Origin of the sequence: Pseudomonas sp. B14-6, assembly GCF_013260315.1 — a bacterium.
GTDB lineage: Bacteria > Pseudomonadota > Gammaproteobacteria > Pseudomonadales > Pseudomonadaceae > Aquipseudomonas > Aquipseudomonas mandelii.
The window spans coordinates 3,077,022-3,100,494 of sequence record NZ_CP053929.1 but is presented as its reverse complement, the minus strand read 5'-3'; the positions used below and the strand labels follow the sequence as shown (position 1 = coordinate 3,100,494).

The 23,473-nt window shown below is 60.1% G+C and carries 20 protein-coding genes and 3 pseudogenes; 4 read left to right on the top strand and 19 right to left on the bottom strand.

Going from position 1 to position 23,473, the window contains the following annotated elements:
• Positions 1–46: 46 nt before the first annotated feature.
• Positions 47–1,066 (top strand): alpha/beta fold hydrolase, encoded by a 1,020-nt coding sequence (locus tag HP062_RS14155; protein ID WP_010457723.1) that lies wholly within the window; start codon positions 47–49, stop codon positions 1,064–1,066.
• A 183-nt stretch (positions 1,067–1,249) separates the two neighbouring features.
• On the opposite strand, the gene HP062_RS14150 is transcribed toward HP062_RS14155, so the two are convergent.
• Entirely contained in the window at positions 1,250–1,609 is a 360-nt protein-coding gene (locus tag HP062_RS14150; RefSeq protein WP_172791562.1) for a DUF6124 family protein, read from the bottom strand.
• Between the two features lie 545 nt (positions 1,610–2,154).
• Between HP062_RS14150 and HP062_RS14145 the strand changes: the two genes are divergently transcribed.
• Positions 2,155–2,820: a DsbA family oxidoreductase gene (locus tag HP062_RS14145; RefSeq protein ID WP_172791561.1), complete on the top strand. Its 666-nt coding sequence runs from the start codon at positions 2,155–2,157 to the stop codon at positions 2,818–2,820.
• Between the two features lie 158 nt (positions 2,821–2,978).
• Here the strand turns inward: HP062_RS14145 and HP062_RS14140 are convergent, their stop codons facing one another.
• The 6 genes from HP062_RS14140 to HP062_RS14115 form a co-directional block, all read right to left on the bottom strand.
• A complete protein-coding gene (locus HP062_RS14140) occupies positions 2,979–4,367 on the bottom strand; it encodes a sigma-54 dependent transcriptional regulator (RefSeq protein WP_077749832.1) in 1,389 nt (462 codons plus the stop codon).
• Entirely contained in the window at positions 4,357–6,129 is a 1,773-nt protein-coding gene (locus HP062_RS14135) for an ATP-binding protein (RefSeq protein WP_102595828.1), read from the bottom strand. Before HP062_RS14135 ends, HP062_RS14140 begins: the two co-directional genes overlap by 11 nt.
• Positions 6,126–7,253, bottom strand: coding sequence for a GNAT family N-acetyltransferase (locus HP062_RS14130; RefSeq protein WP_102595829.1), 1,128 nt, complete (start codon positions 7,251–7,253; stop codon positions 6,126–6,128). Before HP062_RS14130 ends, HP062_RS14135 begins: the two co-directional genes overlap by 4 nt.
• Before the next feature lie 174 nt (positions 7,254–7,427).
• Positions 7,428–8,321: a carboxylesterase gene (locus tag HP062_RS14125; RefSeq protein WP_145308514.1), complete on the bottom strand. Its 894-nt coding sequence runs from the start codon at positions 8,319–8,321 to the stop codon at positions 7,428–7,430.
• Complete coding sequence (locus tag HP062_RS14120; protein ID WP_154912366.1) at positions 8,318–9,712, bottom strand: aspartate aminotransferase family protein; 1,395 nt, start codon at positions 9,710–9,712, stop codon at positions 8,318–8,320. The genes HP062_RS14125 and HP062_RS14120 overlap by 4 nt, the downstream gene beginning before the upstream one ends.
• Positions 9,705–10,403, bottom strand: coding sequence for an MtnX-like HAD-IB family phosphatase (locus tag HP062_RS14115; protein ID WP_010457714.1), 699 nt, complete (start codon positions 10,401–10,403; stop codon positions 9,705–9,707). Before HP062_RS14115 ends, HP062_RS14120 begins: the two co-directional genes overlap by 8 nt.
• A 220-nt stretch (positions 10,404–10,623) precedes the next feature.
• Between HP062_RS14115 and HP062_RS14110 the strand changes: the two genes are divergently transcribed.
• Positions 10,624–11,385, top strand: a complete 762-nt coding sequence (locus HP062_RS14110; RefSeq protein ID WP_172791560.1) for a MipA/OmpV family protein — start codon at positions 10,624–10,626, stop codon at positions 11,383–11,385.
• 154 nt (positions 11,386–11,539) lie between these two features.
• Here HP062_RS14110 and HP062_RS14105 read toward each other — a convergent pair.
• The 12 genes and pseudogenes from HP062_RS14105 to HP062_RS14050 all read right to left on the bottom strand — a co-directional run bounded on the left by HP062_RS14105 (position 11,540) and on the right by HP062_RS14050 (position 22,441).
• A pseudogene (locus HP062_RS14105) lies at positions 11,540–11,936 on the bottom strand (transporter).
• 10 nt (positions 11,937–11,946) lie between these two features.
• Positions 11,947–12,321 carry an EamA family transporter gene (locus HP062_RS14100; RefSeq protein WP_083375843.1) on the bottom strand — a complete coding sequence of 125 codons (375 nt, stop codon included), beginning with the start codon at positions 12,319–12,321 and terminating at the stop codon, positions 11,947–11,949.
• Positions 12,318–13,238: an arginase gene (locus HP062_RS14095; protein ID WP_172791559.1), complete on the bottom strand. Its 921-nt coding sequence runs from the start codon at positions 13,236–13,238 to the stop codon at positions 12,318–12,320. The genes HP062_RS14100 and HP062_RS14095 overlap by 4 nt, the downstream gene beginning before the upstream one ends.
• Before the next feature lie 165 nt (positions 13,239–13,403).
• On the bottom strand, positions 13,404–13,733 hold the full coding sequence (locus tag HP062_RS14090; protein ID WP_169857921.1) for a GlpM family protein: 330 nt from the start codon (positions 13,731–13,733) through the stop codon (positions 13,404–13,406).
• A gap of 8 nt (positions 13,734–13,741) precedes the next feature.
• Positions 13,742–15,022: a sigma-54 dependent transcriptional regulator gene (locus tag HP062_RS14085; protein ID WP_256666180.1), complete on the bottom strand. Its 1,281-nt coding sequence runs from the start codon at positions 15,020–15,022 to the stop codon at positions 13,742–13,744.
• Between the two features lie 44 nt (positions 15,023–15,066).
• A pseudogene (locus tag HP062_RS14080) lies at positions 15,067–16,967 on the bottom strand (ATP-binding protein).
• 161 nt (positions 16,968–17,128) lie between these two features.
• Positions 17,129–17,863, bottom strand: coding sequence for an amino acid ABC transporter ATP-binding protein (locus HP062_RS14075; protein ID WP_102594572.1), 735 nt, complete (start codon positions 17,861–17,863; stop codon positions 17,129–17,131).
• Entirely contained in the window at positions 17,860–18,531 is a 672-nt protein-coding gene (locus tag HP062_RS14070) for an amino acid ABC transporter permease (RefSeq protein ID WP_010457704.1), read from the bottom strand. The genes HP062_RS14075 and HP062_RS14070 overlap by 4 nt, the downstream gene beginning before the upstream one ends.
• Positions 18,531–19,277: an amino acid ABC transporter permease gene (locus tag HP062_RS14065; protein ID WP_010457703.1), complete on the bottom strand. Its 747-nt coding sequence runs from the start codon at positions 19,275–19,277 to the stop codon at positions 18,531–18,533. The genes HP062_RS14070 and HP062_RS14065 overlap by 1 nt, the downstream gene beginning before the upstream one ends.
• A 191-nt stretch (positions 19,278–19,468) precedes the next feature.
• Positions 19,469–20,395: a glutamate/aspartate ABC transporter substrate-binding protein gene (locus HP062_RS14060; RefSeq protein ID WP_042933025.1), complete on the bottom strand. Its 927-nt coding sequence runs from the start codon at positions 20,393–20,395 to the stop codon at positions 19,469–19,471.
• Between the two features lie 286 nt (positions 20,396–20,681).
• The gene (locus tag HP062_RS14055; RefSeq protein WP_172791557.1) at positions 20,682–21,092 is read right to left on the bottom strand and encodes a DUF4440 domain-containing protein; all 411 of its coding nucleotides are present in this window, start codon (positions 21,090–21,092) and stop codon (positions 20,682–20,684) included.
• Positions 21,073–22,441, bottom strand: a pseudogene (locus HP062_RS14050) (MFS transporter). Before HP062_RS14050 ends, HP062_RS14055 begins: the two are co-directional and overlap by 20 nt.
• A gap of 105 nt (positions 22,442–22,546) precedes the next feature.
• On the opposite strand from HP062_RS14050, the gene HP062_RS14045 reads away from it, so the two are divergent.
• Complete coding sequence (locus tag HP062_RS14045) at positions 22,547–23,434, top strand: LysR family transcriptional regulator (RefSeq protein WP_172792580.1); 888 nt, start codon at positions 22,547–22,549, stop codon at positions 23,432–23,434.
• Positions 23,435–23,473: the final 39 nt, after the last annotated feature.

Below are 23,473 nucleotides of genomic sequence, written 5' to 3'. Positions count from 1 at the left end.
CATCAGACTCGCGCTCTACTGGGGTTCTGCGTTTCGGTGTTTTTTCATGCGTGCATTCATTTTTCTGGCCTTGCTGTTGTTTGGCCTGCCGTCTTTGGCGGCGTCTCGTTGCGATGTCAATGTTCCCACCCAACAGGCCGATCTGGCGCAGGTGAGCCTGGCGTACCAGAGCATTGGCCGTGCGTCCGACCCGGCGTTGTTGCTGGTGATGGGCCTGGGCGGGCAGTTGATTCACTGGCCTGACGAGGTGGTGGTCGCGCTGTGTCAGCAGGGTTTTAGGGTGATTCGTTATGACAATCGCGACGTCGGCCTCTCGACCTGGCGGCAAACGCCCGCCGACGCCAACCTGACGTTTGAAGTGCTGCGCTACAAACTCGGTCTGCCGGTGGCGGCGCCGTACACCCTGACCGACATGGCGGACGACGCCTTTGGCCTGATGGATGCGTTGAAGGTTGAGCAGTTTCACGTCCTGGGCGCGAGCATGGGCGGGATGATTGCCCAGCACATGGCGGCGATGGCGCCGCAACGGGTCGAGAGCCTGACCCTGATCATGACCAGTTCCGGGGCCGAAGGCTTGCCGGCGCCGAGTGCGGCGTTGGTGCAGTTGTTGTCGCGGCGTAGCGCGCCGAATCGCGAAGTGGCGCTGGAACAGCAGGCCGATTTGCTGGCAGCGCTGGGCAGCCCGACCGTCAGTGATGATCGGCAAGCGTTGCTGCATCAAGCGGCGTTGTCCTATGACCGGGCGTTCAACCCGGAGGGCGTGAAGCGCCAGATCATGGCGATCCTCGCCGAGCGCAGTCGTGTGGCGCTGCTTAACCAGTTGCGCGTGCCGACGCTGGTGGTTCACGGCACGGCGGATCCGCTGTTGCCGGTGATGCATGGCGTCCATCTGGCGGCGCATATTCGTGGCAGTCAGTTGAAGCTGATTCCGGGGTTGGCGCATCGGTTCCAGGAGGCGTTCAAGGCGCCGTTGCTGGCGGCGGTGTTGCCGTATTTGCAGGCCCACCGCGAAGACACTTCGCATTGGGCACAGATCGATCCGGTGCCCACTCCGAACCTCCTGTAACCCCCAAATCCAACTGTGGGACAAAACCCTGTGGCGAGGGACCTTGCTCCCGCTGGGCTGCGAAGCGGCCCCAATCCTGCGCATGCGGTGTATAAGGCAAACCACATTGGCCGGTTTTACGACTGCTGTGCAGCCGAGCGGGAGCAAGCTCCCTCGCCACAAAAGCGCCTCACTCCAGTCGAGTTATGTCGATGGAACGAAGTTATCCAGCATCCGGTTCACCGCCAGTTCACCCAGCATGACGGACTGCTGAATGCCGAGCACAGTGTTGCGCTGCGGGCCTTCCAGCAACCCGGCGAAATCACTCAGCATCACGCTCGCTGACGCCAGGGATTCGCAGGCGTTGGCCAGCAGGGTTTCTTGATCGATGTCGGGGGCGATGGTGTAGATGGTGCTGGGTTTGCGTGGGGTGTCTTTGGGAATGACCGGTTTGAGGTAGAAATCGAGGGCGCGGTCGGCGGCTTCGTTGAGTTTTTTGGAGTCCGGGGTTTCGTAGGGGGAGACGTCGTCGGTTTCCGGTGGGTTCGGAGTAATTTTGAACATGGGGTATTTTTCCTAATAGTAGAGCCGCAACCTGTCTCGCTACTAAACGGAGGGGTGGCAGCTGTGCGCAAGTTAGTAGACCGGTAAAATACGCCCAAAACCCGGCGCGCCCGAGGGCGCCATGCGCACAGCTACCATCAAGTGCAGGTGAAAACCTGACGGGATGACACTTGTGCAACCGTAAGCGTATTAGCCGGGCTACTAAACCCGATCACTGGGAATCAGTGACACGAACCAAGTTACCGACGGCCACCCAGGCGCACAAGCCAGCGGATTCTGACGTTGTTGTAGGCGACGGCGCAAGGCGCTGTAGCTTTCAGGAAGTAACCTTAAACAGAACTAAACACACGTCCAAAAACACCGAAAATCCCCTGTGGGAGCGAGCCTGCTCGCGAAGGCGGTGTATCAGTCAAGCAGATGGCGACTGACACGACGCCATCGCGAGCAGGCTCGCTCCCACAGGGGGACGGGGAATGGCTGCCACCTCGGTCTTTCAGGTGTATCGTTCAAACTTTCCGGCGCGATCCAAGCCTGCGAGGTGAATGATGAGTACCCCCATGAAAATCGATTTCGTCAGCGACGTGTCCTGCCCATGGTGCGTGGTCGGTCTGTATGGCCTGACCCGGGCCCTGGATTTGCTGGGCGATGAGGTCCAGGCCGAGATCCGTTTCCAGCCGTTCGAACTGAACCCGAAAATGGGGCCGGAAGGGCAGAACATCACCGAACACATCACTGAAAAGTACGGCTCGACCCCGGAGCAGTCGCAGAAGAACCGCGAGATGATCCGCGCCCGTGGCGCCGAGGTCGGGTTCGCGTTTCGCACTGATGGCAACAGCCGCATCTACAACACCTTTGATGCGCATCGGTTGTTGTTTTGGGCGGGGTTGGAAGGGTTGCAGTTCAATCTGAAGGAAGCGCTGTTCAAGGCGTATTTCACTGAGGGCGGCAATCCGTCGGATCACAAGCAGTTGGCGCTGATGGCTGAAAGCGTGGGGCTGGATCGGCAGCGGGCGGAGGCGATTCTGGCGTCCGATGAATTCGCCACAGAGGTGCTCAAAGAAGAGAAGTTGTGGCTGGCGCGCGGGGTGAGTTCGGTGCCGACGGTGGTGTTCAACGGGCAGTACGCGGTGACGGGCGGGCAGCCGGTCGAAACCTTTGTCGGGGCGATTCGGCAGATCATGAGCGAATCGAAGGGCGGGACCGTGAGCTAATTACCGGGAGTGTTTCTGTGGCGAGGGAGCTTGCTCCCGCTGGGCTGCGAAGCGGCCCCAATGTCAGCACCGTTGTAGCCAGGCAGACCGCATTCGCTGGATTTACGACTGCTGCGCAGCCGAGCGGGAGCAAGCTCCCTCGCCACAGGGGGGAGCGGTTACCTGACGATTTTGTCGACGTGGATGCCCAGTTTCTTCAGGCGATACCAGAAGCTGCGCTCGGAGATCCCGATCAACTGCGCCGCCGCAGCCTGTACACCATTGCTCTGCGCCAGCGCCGCCAGAATGTAAGCCTTCTCGACCTCCGCCAACGCCGCTTCCAGATCCGCCGGCACGCTGCCTTCGGTGACCAGCGCACCGCTGGTGCCGGCATTTGAGGCAAACAGATACGCCGGCAAATCTTCCTCTTCAATCACCGCCCCCGACGCGACAATCGTCGCTCGTTCCACGCAGTTCTGCAGCTCACGAATATTCCCTGGCCACGAATAATGAGCCATGGCCTGCAAGGCTTCCGCGCTGAATCCGGTAAAACGCTTGCCTGCCGTGGCGCCCAGGGTGTGAGCAAAATGCCGGGCCAGCGGCGCGATGTCTTCCACACGTTCGCGCAGGGCCGGCAAGGGAATCGGGAACACATTGAGGCGGTAATAAAGGTCCTCGCGAAACTCCTTGTTGGCCACCGCGTCCAGCAGGTTCTTGTTGGTCGCGGCAATCACCCGCACATCGACCTTGCGCTCGCGCGGATCGCCCACCGGCTCGATCACCCGTTCCTGCAAGGCCCGGAGGATTTTCGCCTGCAAGGCCAGCGGCATTTCGCCGATTTCATCAAGGAACAACGTGCCTTTGTCAGCCTGCATGAAGCGCCCGACGCGATCCGCCACGGCGCCGGTAAACGCGCCTTTGCGGTGACCGAACATTTCGCTTTCCAGCAACCCTTCCGGGATCGCCGCACAGTTCACCGCCACAAACGGTTTGTCAGCGCGGTTACCGTGTTTGTGGATCGCCCGGGCGACCATTTCCTTGCCGGTGCCGCTTTCGCCGGTCAGCAGAATCGTCGCGTTGCTTTCGCGCACGGAATCGATGGCGTGCAGCACCCGGCGAAAACTCGGGCTGTCGCCGATCAGGCTGTCAATCTGCTGATGCTCATCGAGCTCGGCGCGCATGCGCTGGTTGTCTTTGAGGATGTCGCGAAATTGCAGGGCCTTGCTGACGGTGATGTCCAGTTCGTCGATGTCGAACGGCTTGGCGATGTAGTCGAAGGCGCCGTTGCGCATCGACTGCACGGCGTTTTTCACCGTGCTGTAGGCGGTCATGACGATCACCGGCAGCTGCGGAAAACGGCTTTTGATTTCCGCCAGCAACTGCGGGCCGTCCATGCCGGGCATGCGCCAGTCGCTGATCACCAGGTCGATGTCCTCGCACTCCAGCACCTTGAGCGCGTGCAAGCCGTTGCCGGCGGTGAACACCTGGATGCCGTTCTGACCCAGGGCCGATGCCAGCAAGTCGCAGAGCTTGGGCTCGTCGTCCACCACCAGTACGTTATGTGTCATCGCTGCCCTCGTCGAAGTCTTCACCGTTGGCCGGAATGTACAGCGTGAAGGTGGTCCCGGCATCTTTTTCACTGACGCATTCGATGCGCCCGTCATGACCTTCCATGATCGAGAACACCTTCGCCAGCCCCAGGCCGGTACCCGAAGCCTTGGTGGTGACGAACGGCGTGAAGATCCGTTCGAGCATATCCGGTTCGATGCCCTGGCCGGTGTCGCTGATGCTGATTACGGTGTACGGCGATTCGCTGCTGATCGCCACGGTCAGCCGTCCACCGTCGGGCATGGCGTCGATGGCGTTGACGATCAGGTTCAGGCCGGCCTGCTTGAGTTGCCGCGCGTCGACATGAAGGGTCGCGCCGGGGGCCTGATCGTCGATGTGCACATCGATGTTATGGCTGGCCAGCTCCGGGGCGCAGAAGCCGACCAGGTCATCCACCAGCGGCCGCGCCGCCTGGGTCGAACGCATCGGCGCGCTGGGCTTGGCGAAGTCGAGGAAATCGGTGATCAGGTCGTTGATGCGGCTGACTTCGCTGACCACGTATTCCAGGTGACGCTTGTCGGTCTCGGGCAAATCGGCGCGCCGGTGCAGCAGTTGCGTGGCGGTCTTGATGATGCCCAGCGGGTTGCGGATTTCATGGGCCAGGCCCATGGCGACTTCACCCAGGGCATGCAGACGGTCGCGGCGGCGCAGTTGCGATTCCAGGTGCTGCAACTCGCCGAGGCGTTCGCTCATGTGGTTGAAGGTGCTGCTCAATTCCGCCAGTTCGTCGCCGCCGGTGACCGCCAGGCGTTGGCGGTAATCCCCGGCAATCACCGCTTGCACGCCTTTGGACAACCCGCGCAACGGCTTGGTCAGGCGTTGCGAAACAATCCAGCCGACCGCCAGGGACGCCGCCGAGCTGAGCAGGAAAATCAGGATGAACAGGTTGCTCTGGTTCACCAGCCCGACCAGGCTGGTGTGGCGCAGCAGACCGCTGAAAATCACGCCTTGCAGCTCACCGCTTTCATTGAGGATCGGCCGGTAGATGCCGCTGTAGCGATTGGTGAATTGTTCAATCGGCTGCTTGGTGTTGCGCAGGGTCTGTTCGATTTTTTCCGGTACCGCCGCCGGGTGATCTTCGAAGCGCTGGGTGGAAAAGATCTCCGAGAAGTCATCTGCCTTGGCCAGGTACAGGCGCAGGTCGAGGGAGTGCACATCGGCGACGCTGGTGAGGAAACTGCTGTCCAGATAGGTGGCGATCACCAGTTTGTAGTCGACGCCGTCCTGATCGGTCTCGAAGGTCGAGACCACCGTGCCGGTGGGGATGCCGCCGACTTGCAGGGTCTGCAACAACGCCTTGGACTCGGTGCTGATTTGCCGGACGATGTCATCGGCGGCGGTGCTGAACACCACTTTGTGATCGCTGTTGCGCACCAGCGCCACCACGTCGATACCCATGGAATCGGCGATGTCGGTGGTCAGTTTGTCGTGCTTGCTCGATAACCGGTCCGTCGGCGGGCGGGTGTAGCGCAGGAACAACTGCGCGGCCCGGGCGTTATCCCGGCGGATCTCGGTGATCTCGTCCTCGACGATCTGGGTCGATTCCTGCAGCCAGATCCGCACGTTGCTGTCGAAAATCTGCGACAGGGTGGTGGCCGCCAGTTCTGCGGCGATCATGGTCGGAATCACGCTGACCAGCCAGAACGCCAACACCAGTTTGCGCTGCAGGCTCCAGCCGGAGAGGGCGAAAGGTCGGGCGGTGGCGGGGCGGTTTTTGATCATGAAGTTTCGCTTAATGCAGCAGCCATGGCAGGGTCGGAGCGGTCCGGTCGAATGAACATTTTCACCAGTCGCAACAGACCGTCGAGCACTCGGTTGCGATGGCGGAAAAACACGGTGTTGCCGGTGAACGAGCAACCCAGGCGCAGCTTACTGGCATAGCCGGCCTGACCGCACGCATAGATCGGGATGCCGTGTTCAATACAGTAGTCGACATTGGCCAGCCAGCTGCGCACGTACAGATTGTGCTCGCGGGTCCGGGTCAGGTCATGGGCGAAGAATTTGTCGACCAGGCGTTGCTCGTCCAGCAGCACGAGGTTGAACGCTACCAGCTCATCGCCGACCCAGTACAGCACGCACGCGGCGCGTTCATCGAGGTATTCGAGGACTTGGCGGAAGTAGTCCGATGGCAAGCGTTCAAAGGTCAGGTCGCTGCGTGAAAGGGTGGCTTCGTAAAGCGCCATCATGTGTGGGAGCAGGTCTTCCACAGTGCGCCGCCATTCGATGCGCGGACCTTGCCCGCGCAACGTGCGGCGCAGGTCTTTACGGGTGGATTTGCCGAGCGTGCCGAGGTAAGCGTCCACGGAGCCAAAACGGATCGGCAGTTCGGCGCTGGGCAGGCCGGGCATGCTTTGCAGACCGGCCGCCTGACACACCTGCAACCACTGTGGATCGCGATGGGACGCGTCCTTGACCGCCAGCAGACCGATTCCGGCCTGGTCGGCGTCGTTGCGCGCCAGGATTAACAATTGCTCAAGCAAGGCCGGACGCCGTGCGGGGTCGATCTGGCGTGTGGTCCCCACATGGCATTGCTCGGCCACCGGCGAACCGAGGGCGTACAAGCGGACGTCCAACAGCCCCGGCCACCAGCGGCGCAACTGCTCGGTGACGCGTTTACCCGGTCCCTGAACCGTGGTGTCCAGCGAATACGCGGTGGTGAATGCCACTGCCGCCGCGACCAACACCTCGTCTTCGTACAGCGCCAGATAGCGCCACCGGAAATCCGCAATGCCTGCCTGTTCAACGGCCCGGTAATAATCCCAGTCCTCCAGTTCGCCGGGGAAACAGGCATTCCAGGCACTGCGGTCGATGGCTTCGATGGTTGAATAGGCAAGGGCAGTGATCACATCGTTTCCTTGTAGGAGCGGGCCTGCTCGCGATGGTCGTTAACGATAACGTGGGGTTACAGAAGAAACGCGGCGCTCTTGAGTGCATCGCGAGCAGGCTCGCTCCTACAGGGGTTGGGGGACGGCTGCCATGGTGGGTAACAGGGTGGGCATGCGTAGCTTCTTCAAATGTGTTCAGGCCAGTTGCCGATAGTCCTGGCGCATGGGTTGCGGGGCGGTGACTTGTTGCATGAACCGGTGCTGGATAAAGTCCGCACTCAGCTCCACGACCCGGCGGTATTGCAGGTCGACGGTGATCATGTGATAGCAATCGTCGAGCAGGACTTTCACTACCGGGCCGCCGAGTTTGCGTTCGACATAGTCGGCGTTCCAGCGGCTGGTGATGTCGTCTTCCCGTGAGTGCAGCACCAGCGCCTGGGTGGTGATCTGCGGCATGCGCTTTTTCACCGCGGCCACCAATCGATGCAGTTCCCGGACACTCACGCCGGACATGGTCAGCAATCCGGCATTGGCGCTTTCACCGGCCTTCATCTGCCGTTCGACAATGGCGCGCAAGCGTTCGTCCTTGATGCCGAACGGTGATTTTTCGTTGAAGCGGCACAGGTGCACGCCAAACGGAATCGACATCACCAGGCTGCTCAGTTTGGCGACCCAAGGCATGTTCCAGCCGTCGTAGCGCAGGGTGGTCGAATACAGCAGCAAGCCTTCGATCTGCCCCGGATGCTCGGCCGCCAGGTACATCGCCAGCACCGCGCCCATCGACAAGCCACCGACGAACACATGCTCATGCTTGCGTCGCACACCAACAAAAGTGTTGCGCGCGCTCTCGTACCAGTCGTGCCAACCGGTGGCTTGCAGGTCGGCGTTGTCCCCGCAGTGGCCGGCCAGGGTCGGCACATAGACCGTGCAGCCGGCCTTGGCCAGGCCCATCGCGACCCGTCGCAATTCGGTCGGCGTGCCGGTGAGGCCGTGGATCAACAACACCGCGACCTCGCCGTTGCCGAGAACGAAACCGGCGCTGCCTTCGCCCATGTCGATCTCGTCTGCCCTTGAAAAAGAGGGGGTCATCGTTTCATCGCCCGATCAAGCAGACGGTCGAGCAGCGCGATGCCGAGGTCGATCTCCGGGTAGCTGATTTCCAGCGACGGCGCGAGGGTGATCACGTTCTTGTAGTAACCGCCCACATCGAGGATCAGGCCCAAGCGTTTGCCGTCAATTTCGATGTCACCTTTCATGCCTTCTTCGACCATGAAGTCGAGCGTTGCCTTGTCTGGCGTAAAGCCGTCCGGACCGCAGATTTCACAACGCAGTGCCAGGCCCAGGCCATCGACGTCGCCGATGATCGGGTAGCGTTTCTGCAAGTCTTTCAAGCCTTCGAGGAAGTATTTGCCCTTGTTCATGACCCTCTTGCCGTAATCGACTTCGCTGGTCATCTTGAACATTTCCAGGCCGACCGCCGTGCCCAGCGGATTGGAGGCGAAGGTCGAGTGGGTCGAGCCTGGCGGGAAGATTTTCGGGTTGATCAGCTCTTCCCTGGCCCAGATGCCGCCCAATGGGTTGAGACCGTTGGTCAAGGCTTTACCGAAGACGATGACGTCCGGTTTGACATCGAAGTGCTCAATCGACCACAGCTTGCCGGTGCGCCAGAAGCCCATCTGGATTTCATCGACCACCATTAAAATGCCGTGCTGGTCCAGCACATGCTTGAGTTCGCTGTAGAAATTCATCGGCGGAATCACGTAGCCGCCGGTGCCCTGGACCGGCTCGACGTAGAACGCGGCGTATTCGCTCTGGCCGACTTTCGGGTCCCAGACGCCGTTGTATTCGGTCTCGAACAGGCGGGCGAATTGCTGCACGCAATGGCTGCCGTACTCTTCCTTGGTCATGCCTTTCGGGCCCCGGAAGTGATACGGGAACGGGATGAAATTGGCGCGCTCGCCGAAGTGGCCGTAGCGGCGGCGATAGCGGTAGCTGGAGGTGATCGACGACGCACCGAGGGTGCGACCGTGGTAACCGCCCTCGAAGGCGAACATCAGGCTTTTGCCATTGGTGGCGTTACGCACGACTTTCAGCGAGTCCTCGATGGACTGCGAACCGCCGACGTTGAAGTGCACCCGGCCGTCGAGGCCGAACTTCTTTTTCGCGTCCACGGCGATCATTTCCGAGAGCTCGATCTTGCCCTTGTGCAGGTACTGGCTGGCAATCTGCGGCAGGGTGTCTATCTGCTGTTTTAGCGCATTGTTCAGGCGCGGGTTGGCATAACCGAAGTTGACCGCCGAGTACCACATTTGCAGGTCGAGGTAGGCCTGGTCTTCGGTGTCCCAGACGTAGGAGCCTTCGCAGCGGCTGAAAATGCGCGGCGGATCGATGTAGTGAACGGTGTCGCCGTAGGAGCAGTACTTGGCTTCTTTATCCAGAAGAACCTGGTCTTCAGGTGTGGCGATTCGAATATCAGACATGGTGGAAGCGTTCCTGTGTTTCTACGTTGAAAGAGGTGGCGTTGGCGGCGCTGGCGCTTGGCAGCAGGGCGAGCAACGCAGGCAGATCGGCGAAGCTGTCGAAGCGGGCGTAGGCGATGCCGTTGCGCTCGCAGTGCTCGGCCAGGCGATCCTTGGCGAATACGAAATCGGCGGTGGCGGCCACGCACATGTCGGACTGACCGTCGCCGATCACCAGCACCCGTTTGGCGCTGGGGGTGGATTTGCATTTACAGTTGCCGGACGCGGCGCGGCAGGCATCGCTTGCGTGAGGGAAGTCGATGCGCCAGCTCTGGTGGTCGAGCTGCCGCAGGCGGTTGGCGAGGATCGGCAAAAGGCTGACGTAGTGGCGCGCCAGGATCCGTGCAATGCCTTGCTCGATGCCGTCGCTGACCACTTCAAGGGAAGCGCCGAGGCCGATGACGTGGTCGACGAAGTCAGGGAAGTCCGGGTCGATCTCGATGGTGTCGAAGAACCCGAGCAGTTCGCCCGGTGTGGCCTTGACCAGCGAGAGCTGGCGGCTGAGGCATTCACGGGAACCGATGTCACCCGCCAGCCACTCGTTTTCGATCGCTTCCCAGCTCGGGTCGGCGAACCGTTGGAGGATGCTGTCGATCACGTCGGTGCGGGTGATGGTCCCGTCGAAATCACACACGATATGCCAGTCAATCATCTGTTGTACCTATCTTGGCAGGAGGCGCTGTTTGCGCTTGCCAAGGGGGTAGAGCAGGGACTGTGCCAACCGGGTTTGGCCCAGCGGGGCTGGGGTTCAGGCGGGTGTGGATGGCGGTGAAGCTACAATTTTTGTAGGTGGCTACAAACAACATGAGTGCTTGCGCGAGAGGGGCGATTCGGGGATTGATGCGCGCACATCCAGTTCAAGGAATGGCCTCATGTCGAGGATTACTGTTGTTCTATTTGCCGCGCTGACGTGCCTTTCGGGCAGCGTTTCAGCGGACGGCATCACCGGTGAGGCGGGGGCTGGCCTCAGCTATCAGCCCCACGATCCGACCGGTAGCCGCTACGAAACCCGGCCGGTGCCTTACCTCGATCTGGATTGGGGCAATGTCAGCCTCAGTACGGACGACGGGCTGACCTGGGACGCGTTGAACACCAAGGGTTTCAGCGCCGGACCGTTCGTGAATTACCTGCCGGGGCGCACGTCCAACGGCGAACTGCAGGGGTTGCGCGATGTGCCGGACATGGGCGAGGTGGGCGGTTTTGTGCAGTACGCGCCGGCTGATTTCTGGCGGGTGTTTGCCTCGGTCGGGCAAGCGGTTGGAGGGCGCGGCGGCCAGGGCGGGGTGTTGGGGCGTGTTGGCGGGGAGGTGGGTTATCCACTGGGTGGCGGGGTGATTGGCAGCTCCGGTCTGACCGCGCATTTTGCGGATGCGCGGCAGAGTCAGACGTTCTTCGGCGTCAGTGCCAATGAATCACAAGCCTCGGGGATTCGGCCGTACAACGCGGGCGGTGGTTTGCAGAATGTGACGTTGACTCAGAGTTTCGAGTTTCCGCTGGCGCCGCAGTGGTCGTTGTTGACCAGCGCGAGCTGGATTCACCTGACGGGTTCTGCGGCGGACAGCAGCCTTGTCAAAGAGCTCGGTGAGACCAACCAAGGGGAAGTGCAGGCGGCACTGGCCTACAAGTTCAACTAAGCACTTGTGGCGAGGGAGCTTGCTCCCGCCGGGTCGCGAAGCGGCCCCCAAACTTGGCAAGTCATTCTTCCAGAAATACCTCGCCAGCCTGTTTTACGACTGCTGCGCAGCCGAACGGGAGCAAGCTCCCTCGCCACAGGAATTGCGGTGATTTTCAGGTTTCTTCGCCTTCGGCCAGCAACGCAATCCCCCCATGATCACCGCCACCCCACCCAGTGCAGCACGCTGATCTGCTCGCCCAGCCCCAGCCACGAACCGAGCAACACCCCGACAAACACCAGCGAACTCAGCGGGAACGCCAGGGACAGACTGCTGCGCCGCAAGATCAGCATCCACACGAAAAACGCGCCGATGTAGCAGGCAATCGCAAACCACACCCCGGGATTGACCGCCACAGCCAGCAGCCATTGCAGGTTGAAATCCATCTGCCCCAGCTGATCTCCACCGACCTTGGTGGCGATCTGGCCGGCGCTTTCAAACCCGATCAACAACGCCCACAGCACCACCGTACCGAGGCGTTCATGCAGCCAGTCGGTCTTGTTCCTGATCATCGCTTGAGCCTCATGCATGGGTGACACACACGAGCATCACGCCCGCCGTAATCACTAAAGTGCCGAGCCAGCGCCGCCGGCTGACGGTCTCGCCGAGGATCAGTTTGCCGGCCAGCACCACGCCGCAGTACGCCAGCGCCGCCGCTGGAAACAACAGGCTCAGCGGCGCCCGGGACAGGGCTTCGAGCCAGACGAAAAATTCGATTACGTAGGCGCCGATCCCGCACCACAGCAGCGGCGCGTTGAATACCTGGCCCCAGAACGCATTCAGGCGAAACCCGCCTTCGAGCGCCGGTAAACGATCCAGGCCAAGCTTGAAACAGAGCTGGCCGATGACGTCCAGCACAATGGAAAACGCCACCAGCACAATCACGGTGAAGGTCATGGAAACAACTCCTCGAACAGATCGATCAACGCCTGGTTGGTCGTCGCGTTGCGCAGCAGATCCGCTTCGCTCCAGCGTTCGGCCGGGGGCTGGTCCGATTTGGCTTCCCAGCGCTTGAGGGCGTTGCTGAAGGCGGGTCGGGCGTACTCGCCGCAGATGTCGATGCCGAGGATTCGCTTGCTGGCCGCCAAGGCTTTGATGGCTTGCAGCAAGTGGCTCAAGCGCATGCCGCCCTGGTCCCAATTGGTCGCCGCGTCTTCGCAGGCCAACACGTCTTTGTCGAGGGTGATCCACACTGCGCGGGTGGGCAGGCTGGCGATCATTTGTTCGAGAAACACCGGCCAGTCGAGCTCCGCCAGATTGCGCCAGTGCAGCAGGTTTTCCTGCTGTCGATGGCCAGCGCCGTCACCGACCCGGCCCCACACTTTCGAGGGCGGGCGCTGCCACGGAAACAGCTGCAACACGCCGCGTTTGAGCGCCCGGACATTGCCGCCCTTGAGCTGTGGATTCTGCAGGTCGTCGCTGCACGGGCCGAGGGTGACGATGCGCTGGATGTTCGGCAGTTTCAGTGCCTGATTGACCCACGAACCGCAATGCCGACGGGGGGCGAAGCGGACCCAGTCGGGGTGGTTGTCGAAGTGGATCAGGCTTGCCGGCTCCGGCAAATCGGTCAGAAATGCCGGGGTCAAATGGTGGTAATCACCGGAACCGACGAAGAAAATTTCCGGTTGCGGGCCGCTGTGCCGGGGCCGTTGCTGCAAGCGTTCGGCGAACCGCCGCCAGGTCCGTTCGCTGGACCACAGCCGCAGTTTCGGGCCGAGGTCGAGCAAGTCGAGGCGTTTGGCACGGCCGCTTTCCAGCAGCCGCGAGATGGGCGCCTGGGCCGTCAGGCTGTGGTCGAGATCTAAAATGTTCAAGGTCGCAATTCACCCTTGGCAGACCCTCCCAGACACCGGCTTCATCCATCATGAAAGCCGGCCGAGGGGGCTTTTGGGGGTAAATGCAAGGGGCGGGCCAGCCGTCTGCTGCACTGAAATTCATTGTGGCGAGGGAGCAAGCTCCCTCGCCACAGGGTGGGATGGTCAAGCGTGGAGGCGAACCCAGACGGTGACGAGGACGGTGGCCGCCATCAGCCACGCCACTGCCGCGATGGCGAGCGACGCTTCAAGCCGCATCCGGTCGACCATCACGTACAACGTCGCCAGGTAAACGAAGTACGGAATGATCGACCACATCCCGAACACGATGGTGGTCTTTAAATCCTCCAGCGAACGCCCCTTGCCGACGATGTAATGCGCAATCAGCGCAAAAGTCGGAAACAGCGGCACCAGGCCTGCGATGTAATAGTTTCGGGTCTTGGCCAGTGCGGCGAGGATGACGACCACCGCCGCCCCCAGCGCTGCTTTGAGGATCAGGTCCATCAGTGGCTCAGCCCGTATTTTTTCACTTTGTCGAACAGCGTGGTCTTGGCCATTCCCAGTTCCAGGCTGGCCTGGGTCAGGTTGCCGCCGCTGCGTTGCAAGGCGTCGCTGAGCAGGTTGCGTTCGAACGCTTCCACTGCTTCGGCGAAGGCCAGACCCTGATTGCTGCCACTGGTGCCGGATTTCTTGAAGGCCGGCAGGCCAAGGGCAAAACGCTCGGCGACGTTGCGCAGTTCGCGCACGTTGCCCGGCCAGTCGTGGCTCATCAGGTTCGACAGGGTCTGGTTGTCCAGTTCCGGCACGGCGCGGTCGAAGCGCAGGGACGACTGCTGCAGGAAGTGTTCGAACAGTTGCAGGATGTCTTCGCGACGTTCGCGCAACGGCGGCAATTCGAGGGTCACCACGTTCAAGCGGTAATACAGGTCGCTACGAAACTCGCCGGCCTTGCTCGACTCGTCGAGGTCGGACTTGGTCGCGGCAATCACCCGGCAATCCACGGCCACGCTCTGGTTCGAACCCAGGCGTTCGAGGGTGCGCTCCTGCAACACCCGCAGCAGTTTGATCTGCAAGGGCAGGGGCATGCTTTCGACTTCATCCAGGAACAGCGTGCCGCCGTCGGCGTGTTCGATCTTGCCGATCCGTCGTTTACCGGCGCCGGTGAACGCGTTGGCTTCATGGCCGAAGATCTCGCTTTCGAACAGGTTCTCCGGCAGGCCGCCGCAGTTCAGCGCGACGAATTGCTTGGTGTGGCGGCGACTGAAGTCGTGCAGGCAGCGCGCAACCAATTCCTTGCCGGTGCCGGTTTCGCCTTCGATCAGCACGTTGGCCGAGGTATCGGCGACGTTGGCGATCAGTTCGCGCAGGTTCTGCATGGCCGGTGAGCGGCCGATGATCCGACCTTCGAGGGAATCGCGCTCCGCCAGTTGTCGGCGCAACGAAGACACTTCCCGGGCCAGGCTGCGTTGCTCCAGCGCGCGGCGGGCGACGTCCACCAGGCGTTCCGGGGAGAAAGGTTTCTCCATGAAGTCATAGGCGCCTTTCTGCATTGCGCCGACGGCCATGGAGATGTCGCCGTGGCCGGTGATCAGCACCACCGGCAAGCTACTATCGCGCGCCTTGAGCCGGGTCAGCAGTTCCAGGCCGTCGATGCCCGGCAGACGGATGTCGCTGATGACGATGCCGGCAAAATTGTCGCCAACCCGCTCCAGCGCTTCTTCGGCGCTGCCCACGCCCACGCAGGGAATGTCTTCCAGGGTCAGCGCCTGTTGGCAGCCGAGCAGCACATGGGGGTCGTCTTCGACGATCAGCACACTAAGTTCGTTGTTCATATTGGCTCGGCGTGAGTGGGGCTTACCAACGGTAAACTGAGGACGAAGGTGGTGCCACCGCTGGCCGGGTGTTCGACACCCAGGTGCCCGCCGGTGGCGGCGGCCAGGCTGGCGGAAAGTGTCAGGCCCAGGCCCAGGCCTTGTTCGCCGGGTTTGGTGGTGAAGAACGGTTCGAACAAATGCTTGCGTGCTTCGGCGTCGATACCGTGGCCGTTGTCGCGCACGCGCAGGCGATATTTGCCATCAAATGCTTCGCCTTCCAGCCACAGCTCGGGCAGCGGTTGCGCCTGCATGGCATCGAGGGCATTGCCGATCAGGTTGACCAGGATCTGCTCGAGGCGGGTCTGGTCGATCTGCACCTGCACGTCTTTGAAGTCACGATGCAGTTGCAGATGGACACTTTCCACGCGACCTCCCAGCAGTTGCAACGCGGCATCTACCGCTTTGCCAAGGCACGCCTGGCCCTTGTCGTCACCGCGACGGGCGAAGGAGCGCAGGCTGGCGGTGATCCGGCCCATGCGGTCGATCAATTCGTTGATGGTCTTCAGGTTGGTGCTGGCCACGTCCAGTTGACCGCGCTCGAGAAAGCGCACGGTATTGCCGGACAAGGTGCGCAGCGCCGCCAGCGGCTGGTTCAGTTCGTGGGCGATGCTGGTCGACATCTGGCCGATAGCGGCGAGTTTTCCGGCCTGCACCAGCTCATCCTGGGCGCGGCGCAACGTCTCTTCAGCCTGACGCCGTTCGCGGATCTGCCCCTTGAGGCGTTCGTTGCTGGCGCGCAGATCCGTGGTGCGTTCGGTAATCCGACGCTCCAGTTGATTGTTGGCTTGCTGCAGGGCTTCACGGGCGGCGAGGCGGGTGGCGATCACCTTGCGCCGCTCGTTCCAGGCAATCAGCAGGAACGCCACCAGGGCAAACGCCACTGCCACCAGAATCCCTTGATTGATCGCTTCACGGCGCAAATCCTGGAGCGGCGTGAGCAGAGTGAAGTTCCACGGGGTGTCGCTCAGGGGGCGGGTCTGCGAGAGGTAGCTGATGTCCTCTTCGTCTGACTCCACTTCACTGTTGGCGGGGAAGGTCAGTTTTTCTTCACCTTCGGCCAGTTTTTCCCGGGCCAGTGGCTGCAATTCGTTCAGCGGGAACCAGTAGTACTGCAGGCTGCGGGCCAGCTTTTCCTTGGTTTCTTCGCTCAACGGAACCACCGATTTGAGCCGTCGTGCCGGATCGCTGGACAGAATGATGATGCCGTTCTCGTCGCTGACAAAGGCTTCGAGGCGCGCACGCTGCCAGCGTTCTTCCATGGCTTCCAGGCGGACTTTGACCACCGCGACGCCGATGATCTTGCCGTGTTCTTCCAGGCCGTGGGCCAGGTAGTAACCGGGTTCGCCGTTGGTGCTGCCGATCCCGTAGAAGCGCCCCGGTTGACCGCGCACGGCGTTCTGGAAATAGGCGCGAAAGGACAGGTCTTCGCCCAGGTAACTGTCGACATCGCGCCAGTTGCTGGTGGCCATGACGCGGCCGGTGGTGTCCATCACGTAGATGGCCCGACTGCGGCTGCGCCGGTTCAGGCCTTCGAGGTAATCATTGACCGTTTGCCGGTGTTCCGGTGACGGGTCGGCCAGCAGTTTTGAAACACTGGATTCAAGTTCCAGCAGGCTGGGCAGGTAGGTGTACTTGCTGATCTCGCTCTCGACGGCGCGGGCGTGCAGTTCGAGCTGACGCTGGCCGTTCTCGCTAAGGCTGCGAATCCCGTAGTGTTCACTGACCCAGAAGCCGAGGTAACCCAATCCGATCATCAGGGCGATGACCAGGGGGGCAGGAACAGATGGCGAATCAGACGGGGTTTCACGGCGAGTGATGGCGGCGCAGCGCGATAGAGAGTGGGGTCGCATTTCATCACAGATGCCTTGGGTCAACCACAACACTTACTTGTAAATCGCCGCGGACCCTTGTGGGAGCGAGCCTGCTCGCGAAGGCGGTGGATCAGCCAATGTCGATGTTGACTGTTAAGCCGTCTTCGCGAGCAGGCTCGCTCCCACAGGGGGGCGGTGGTAGAACTTAGTGCTGCAGAATCTTGTTAAGGAAGTGCTGTGTACGCTCGGCGCGGTGGGTGATATCGCCGAAGAAGTCCTCTTTCTTGCAGTCTTCGATGATTTTGCCCTGGTCCATGAAAATCACGCGATCCGCCACTTTGCGGGCAAAGCCCATTTCGTGGGTCACGCACATCATGGTCATGCCTTCGTGGGCCAGTTGCACCATCACGTCGAGCACTTCGTTGACCATTTCAGGGTCCAGCGCCGAGGTCGGTTCGTCGAACAGCATGACGATCGGGTCCATCGCCAGCGCACGGGCAATTGCCACACGCTGTTGCTGGCCACCGGAGAGCTGGCCCGGGTGCTTGTGGGCGTGAGCCGAGAGGCCAACGCGCTCAAGCAGTTGCAGGCCTTTCTTGGTGGCTTCTTCCTTGCTGCGGCCCAACACCTTGATCTGCGCAATGGTCAGGTTTTCGGTGATGGTCAGGTGCGGGAACAGTTCGAAATGCTGGAACACCATGCCGACGCGCGAACGCAGTTTCGGCAGGTCGGTCTTCGGGTCGGCGATGGACGTGCCATCGACCACCACGTCGCCTTTCTGGAACGGTTCCAGGGCGTTGACGCATTTGATCAGGGTGGATTTGCCGGAACCGGACGGCCCGCACACCACGATCACTTCGCCTTTTTTGACCTCGGTGCTGCAATCAGTCAGTACCTGGAAGTCGCCATACCACTTGTTGACTTGCTTGATAGAGATCATACGGCAAACCTTTTTTGCAGACGCTTGACCAGCAGCGAGGCGGCAAAGCTGATTGTGAAGTACGTGAGACCTGCAAAGATCAGGAACTCATTGGAGCGACCGATGATGTCGCCACTGGCACGGGAAGCATTGAGGAAGTCCACCAGGCCGACCGCGTAGACCAGCGAAGTGTCCTGGAACAGGATGATGCTCTGTTGCAGCAGCAGCGGGGTCATCTTGCGGAACGCTTGCGGCAGGATGATCAAACGCATCATCTGGCCATACGTCATGCCCAAAGCCTGGGCAGCACCCATCTGGCCCTTGGGAATCGACTGCACGCCGGCCCGGACGATTTCGCAGAAGTACGCCGCTTCGAACATCATGAAGGCCACGATGCAGGAGGCGAACGCGCCGATCGGGGTGTCTTCGCCGGTGATCCAGCGCAGCACGAACGGCACCGCCAGGTAGAACCAGGTGATGACCAGCAGCAGCGGGATCGAACGGAAATAGTTGACGTAGGCGCCAGCCAGGTTCGACAGCAGTTTGCTGTGGGACAGACGGCACAGCGCAAGGATGGTGCCGAGGATGATCCCGCCGACGACGCCCAGCGCCATCAGTTGCAGGGTCATGACCATGCCGTTCCACAAGCCCGGCAGGGACGGAACGATACCCGAGAAGTCGAATTCCATCATTTACCCCCTACGGAGATCAGGCCCGGTACGGCGACTTTCTTCTCGACCCCACGCATCAGCAGCATCAGGCTCATGTTCAGGGTGAAGTAGATCAGGGTGGCCAGGGTGAAGGCTTCGAACAGGTTGGCGGAGAACTCGGCGGTCTGTTTGGTCTGCGCGAGCAACTCCATCAGGCCGATCAGCGACGCCACGGAGGAGTTCTTGAACACGTTCAGGAATTCCGAGGTCAGCGGCGGAATGATGATCCGGTAGGCCTGGGGCAGCAGCACGTTCCAGTAGATCTGCGGCAGTTTGAAACCCATGGCGCGAGCGGCGGCTTCCTGGCCACGAGGCAGCGCCTGGATGCCGGTACGCACTTGTTCGCATACACGAGCAGCGGTGAACAGGCCCAGGCAAACGACGACGCTGAGGAAAGCCGAGGTGGTCGGGTTCAGGTCCTGTTTGTACCAGTCCTGCAGGTTTTGCGGCAGCAGATCGGGCACCAGGAAGTACCAGATGAACAGCTGAACCAGCAGCGGCACATTTCGGAAGAGTTCGACGTAGCAGGTCGCGATGCCCGATACGATGCGATTCGGCACGGTGCGCATGACACCCAGAATCGAGCCCAACAGCAGCGCGATGATCCAGGCGGCGACGGCGATGGCAATGGTCCAGCCCAAACCGGAGAGGTACCAGTCGAGATAAATCTCACTGCCCACGCCGGTGGACTTGAAGAACACGCTCCAGTCCCAGTTGTAATTCATTAGGGTCTCCCCTCAGATCGTTCGATGTACAAGTGCCCGCCTGGGGAAGCTCCGTTCCCGCCCGACTCTGGTGGTCAGGCACACACGAACGGCTCGACAACCACCGGTTCGAGTGTTTCCAAAAATGCCAGCAGGGAGTGACTATCCCTGAAAGGGCAGTGGCCCTCTCAGGAGATAAGGTTAGTCAGAATTCAGGACTTTTTTTCTACAGGCTTGTCGTCAGCCGCTTTATCGGTCGGATTGGCGATCAGGGCCTTGAGCTCGTCGCTCATCGGGAAGTTCAGGTTCAGGCCTTTAGGCGGGATTGGCTGCATGAACCATTTTTCGTAGATCTTGTTGATCTCGCCCGAAGCGTAGGTCGCCTTGATGGCGTCATCCACCGCCTTCTTGAACGGCTCGTCGCCTTTGCGAACCATGCAGCCGTAGATCTCGTAGGACTGTGGAGTACCGGTCACGGCCCAGTCATCCGCCTTCTTGGCTTTGGCTGCTTCACCGGCCAGCAAGGCGTCGTCCATCATGAAAGCCACGGCGCGGCCGGTTTCCAGCATCTGGAAGGATTCGCCATGGTCTTTGGCGGAGATGACGTTCATGCCCATCTGCTTGTCGGCGTTCATCGACTTGAGGATGCGCTCGGACGTGGTGCCCGCGGTAGTCACGACGTTTTTGCCTTTCAGGTCGCCGAAGTCCTTGTACGCGGAGTCTTTCTTGGAGAGAAGACGCGTACCGATTTCGAAAATGCCGACGGAGAAGGCAACTTGCTGCTGACGTTCCACGTTGTTGGTGGTGGAACCGCACTCGACGTCCACGGTGCCGTTCTGCACCAGCGGGATACGGGTTTGCGAGGTCACGAGGTTGTATTTGACCTGGAGGTTGGGCATGTCCAGGTCTTTCTTGATGGCTTCGACGATTTTCAGCTGGATATCGTGGGAGTAGCCGACCGGTTTGCCGGAAGCATCAGCGATATAGGAAAACGGGATGGAAGCGTCACGATGCCCGAGGGTGATCACACCGGACTCTTTGATCTTCTTCAGTGTGCCGGTGAGTTCGGCAGCGAAAACTGGAGTGCTAATCAGAGCGGCAGCAATGGCTGCGCCCAGGATATGGGGAACGATGCGCATCAAATTTTCCTCGACATTGTTTTTTTTATGGAGCCAGTTCATCGGCCCTTTTGTGCTTCGAATGCCTGACGGCTCCTGAAGTGGGTGCACAAGAGACATTCGTCCAAGAGTGTAGAGCATGACTCGTGCCAGGCCAGGCGAGTCAAATCAAGTTATTGATTTATAAAGGGATTAAATATTTATGGCGTTCTTTTTTTGTGAAAGATAATCCGGTTAACCGAATCGACCGACAGGTCGTGTTCGGAAAACCGAATGGTGTTTGGGGCTGCCAGCTGATTATCGAAAATCAGCTTTCCTGGCTTAGCGGCGTTTCATGCAGGTAGATCCACTGGGCGTTGCGGTGATGCAGGTCAATGATCGCCACCGAAACCCTTGAGCTTTCGCGCTGGTCGAGGCGATGGGTTTCCTTGTAGCGGATCGCCACGCTGTGGCCTTCCTGCCAGACCGTTTGCAGGTCGCTGATGATGATCTCCAGACCTGGCTTGGCGCCGATTGCACCCTTGAACATCTGTTCGACCGTCGCCCGGCTGACGATGGCGGCCGAGGTGGTGACCATGCTGAAGTCCTCGTCGAATGCCGACATCAGCGGCTCGAGCATGGACTGTCCCTGACCGTTTGCATCGGAGAGCAGGGTTTGAATCAACTCGTGCACGTGATGAACGCTGTGGTGCGCCTGTTCAACTATTTTGTTGTGCATGACAGTCCCTTTTGAGTGTTCAACTGACTCAGTTGAAAGAGTGGAAACAGGCCCACCAGCGCGGCGATGGCGAAGGTCGCGTGATAGGCCTGGGTGGTATCGAAGTGCTTCAAGAGCAGGTTGAAAACCATCAGGAACAGGGCGGCACCGATGCTGAATGACATCTGTCGGTTGATGTTCCAGATGACACTGGCCTTGTGCGTGTCATTGCCCTCGAAGTCCATCAGCGATGTGGTTTGTGCGGTGTTGGCACCGATGCCACCGCCAATCCCCATCAAGCTGTAGGCGATGACTATTACCCAGAGGTCCGAGGGATCGTTGACCAATAACAGGGTGGCGATGCCGGCGCTGTGCAACAGCATGCCGAGGGCAAACAACCGCTTGGCGCCCATCCGGTTGTAGGTCCGGCCACAGATCAGCATCGCGATGAACGCGCCGATGGCGTAGAGGATCATGAACATCCCTGTCAGTCGGGCGCTGAAGTGCAGGGTGTTTTGCAGGAAGAGGATGCTCATCAGGTTGACCCCCGTGAACACACCGGGAATCGCGTAATAGATAAAGATGGAGGTGCTGAGTTTTTTGCTTTTGAGCAGGCTCAGTTCAATGATCGGGTTTTTGCAGCGGCGGTAGTGCAGCCCGTACAGGAGGACAAACGTAACGCCGGCCGTGACGAAGAGGGCGGCCACCCAGGCCGGAGCGTCGCCGCCATACAACGACATGCCCATCAACAGGCTGCCGAGTGCGGCGCTGACCAGCAGCAAACCCTTGATGTCGGGCCGGGGCAAACTTGTCTGCCGCGCTTCATTGATCCAGAACCAGGACAGCAAAGCCGCGATCAGCGAGAACGGGATGTTGCTGTAGAACACCCAGCGCCAGGAACTGCTGTCGACGATGATGCCGCCGATGGTCGGTGAAATGGCGGGCGCTATCAGGGCAACAGCCATGACCAACGTGGATATTTTCGCCCGCTGCTCACCCTTGAACAGGTTGAATGTCAGTGCCTGGCCGACTGGAATCAACAGACCGCCGCCCATCCCCTGGACGAAGCGCCAGATCACCAGCTCGTTGAAACTGTCGGCCAGCCCGCACATCCACACGGAGGCTGTGAACACGATCATCGAGGCGGTGAGGATTTCCCGACTGCCAAAACGACCGGCCAGCCAAGTGCTGACCGGGATGATCAGTGTCAGCCCCAGAATATAAGCGTTAGCCACCCAGGCAACGTCTGAAGTACTAACGTGCAGCGCCGCCGATAGAGTCGGTAGTGCGACCGCCGATATAAAGATGTTAATGCAGTCTATAAAAAATCCGATGAGAAATATCAGTGCAACTTTGTAGCGATAGGTCATGTTGTTTCCCCTTTGTCGCAAAGCATAGGGGCGATGGACTTGAACTGTCGATACGACTATCCTTGAAACAATGTTTGACGGGATTAAACAGTGAGCTCTATTGCTATGCACACTCATCTTAATCGGGTACAGACATTTCTGGCGGTGGTCGATTTTGGTTCTTACACCAAGGCCGCCAATTACCTGAATATCAGCAAGGCCATGGCCAGCCTGCATGTCAAGGCGCTGGAGGATGTGCTGTCCGCGACGTTGTTGATTCGAAATACCCGAAATATCTCCCTCACGGAAATAGGTCAGGATTTTTATGAATCGTTCAAAGGTATTGTCGCGGACATCGATAGTGCCTTCGATAATGTATTGAAAGGTCATAATCGTGTCACCGGCAAGTTGCGGTTCAGTTCCACCATAGAATACGGCGAGGCTTATATCCTTCCGTTGATACCGCAATTTATAGAGCGCTATCCGGAAATAAAACTTTGCTATGACTTTAACTCTTCACTCAATGATCTGGTGGCGGAAAAGTTAGACCTGGTTATTCGTCTGGGCAACTTGGCAGACTCGGCTTTCAAGAGCCGTAAGCTGGCGGATTATGAAATTGTCCTGGTGGCTACGCAGACGTTTCTTGCCCGTCACCCGGTGCAAACGCCTCAGGACCTGAACTCGGTGCCGTGGATCGCCAACAGCAACCTGCAGGCACCGACCCAGTGGACGTTGCGTCATCCGCAATCAGGGGCTGTCGAGATCAGCGGGATCAATCAGTTTGAATCCAACTCTTCCACGGCCATTCGCTCCATGACGTTGTCGTCGCTGGGCGTCTCGGTGCTGCCCGCCTGGGTGGTCAAGGACGACATCGCCAGCGAGCGGCTGATTCGCCTGTTGCCCGACTATTCGCTGCCCTCGCAGTCCGTCAACGTGGTGTTTCCCAACAGCCCGCATTTGCCCCACAAAACGAGGGCGTTCATTGATTTCCTGTTGCTGCATCTGGCGCAATGAGCGCCTGCAAAAAAGCCCCTGAATCGTCGGATTCAGGGG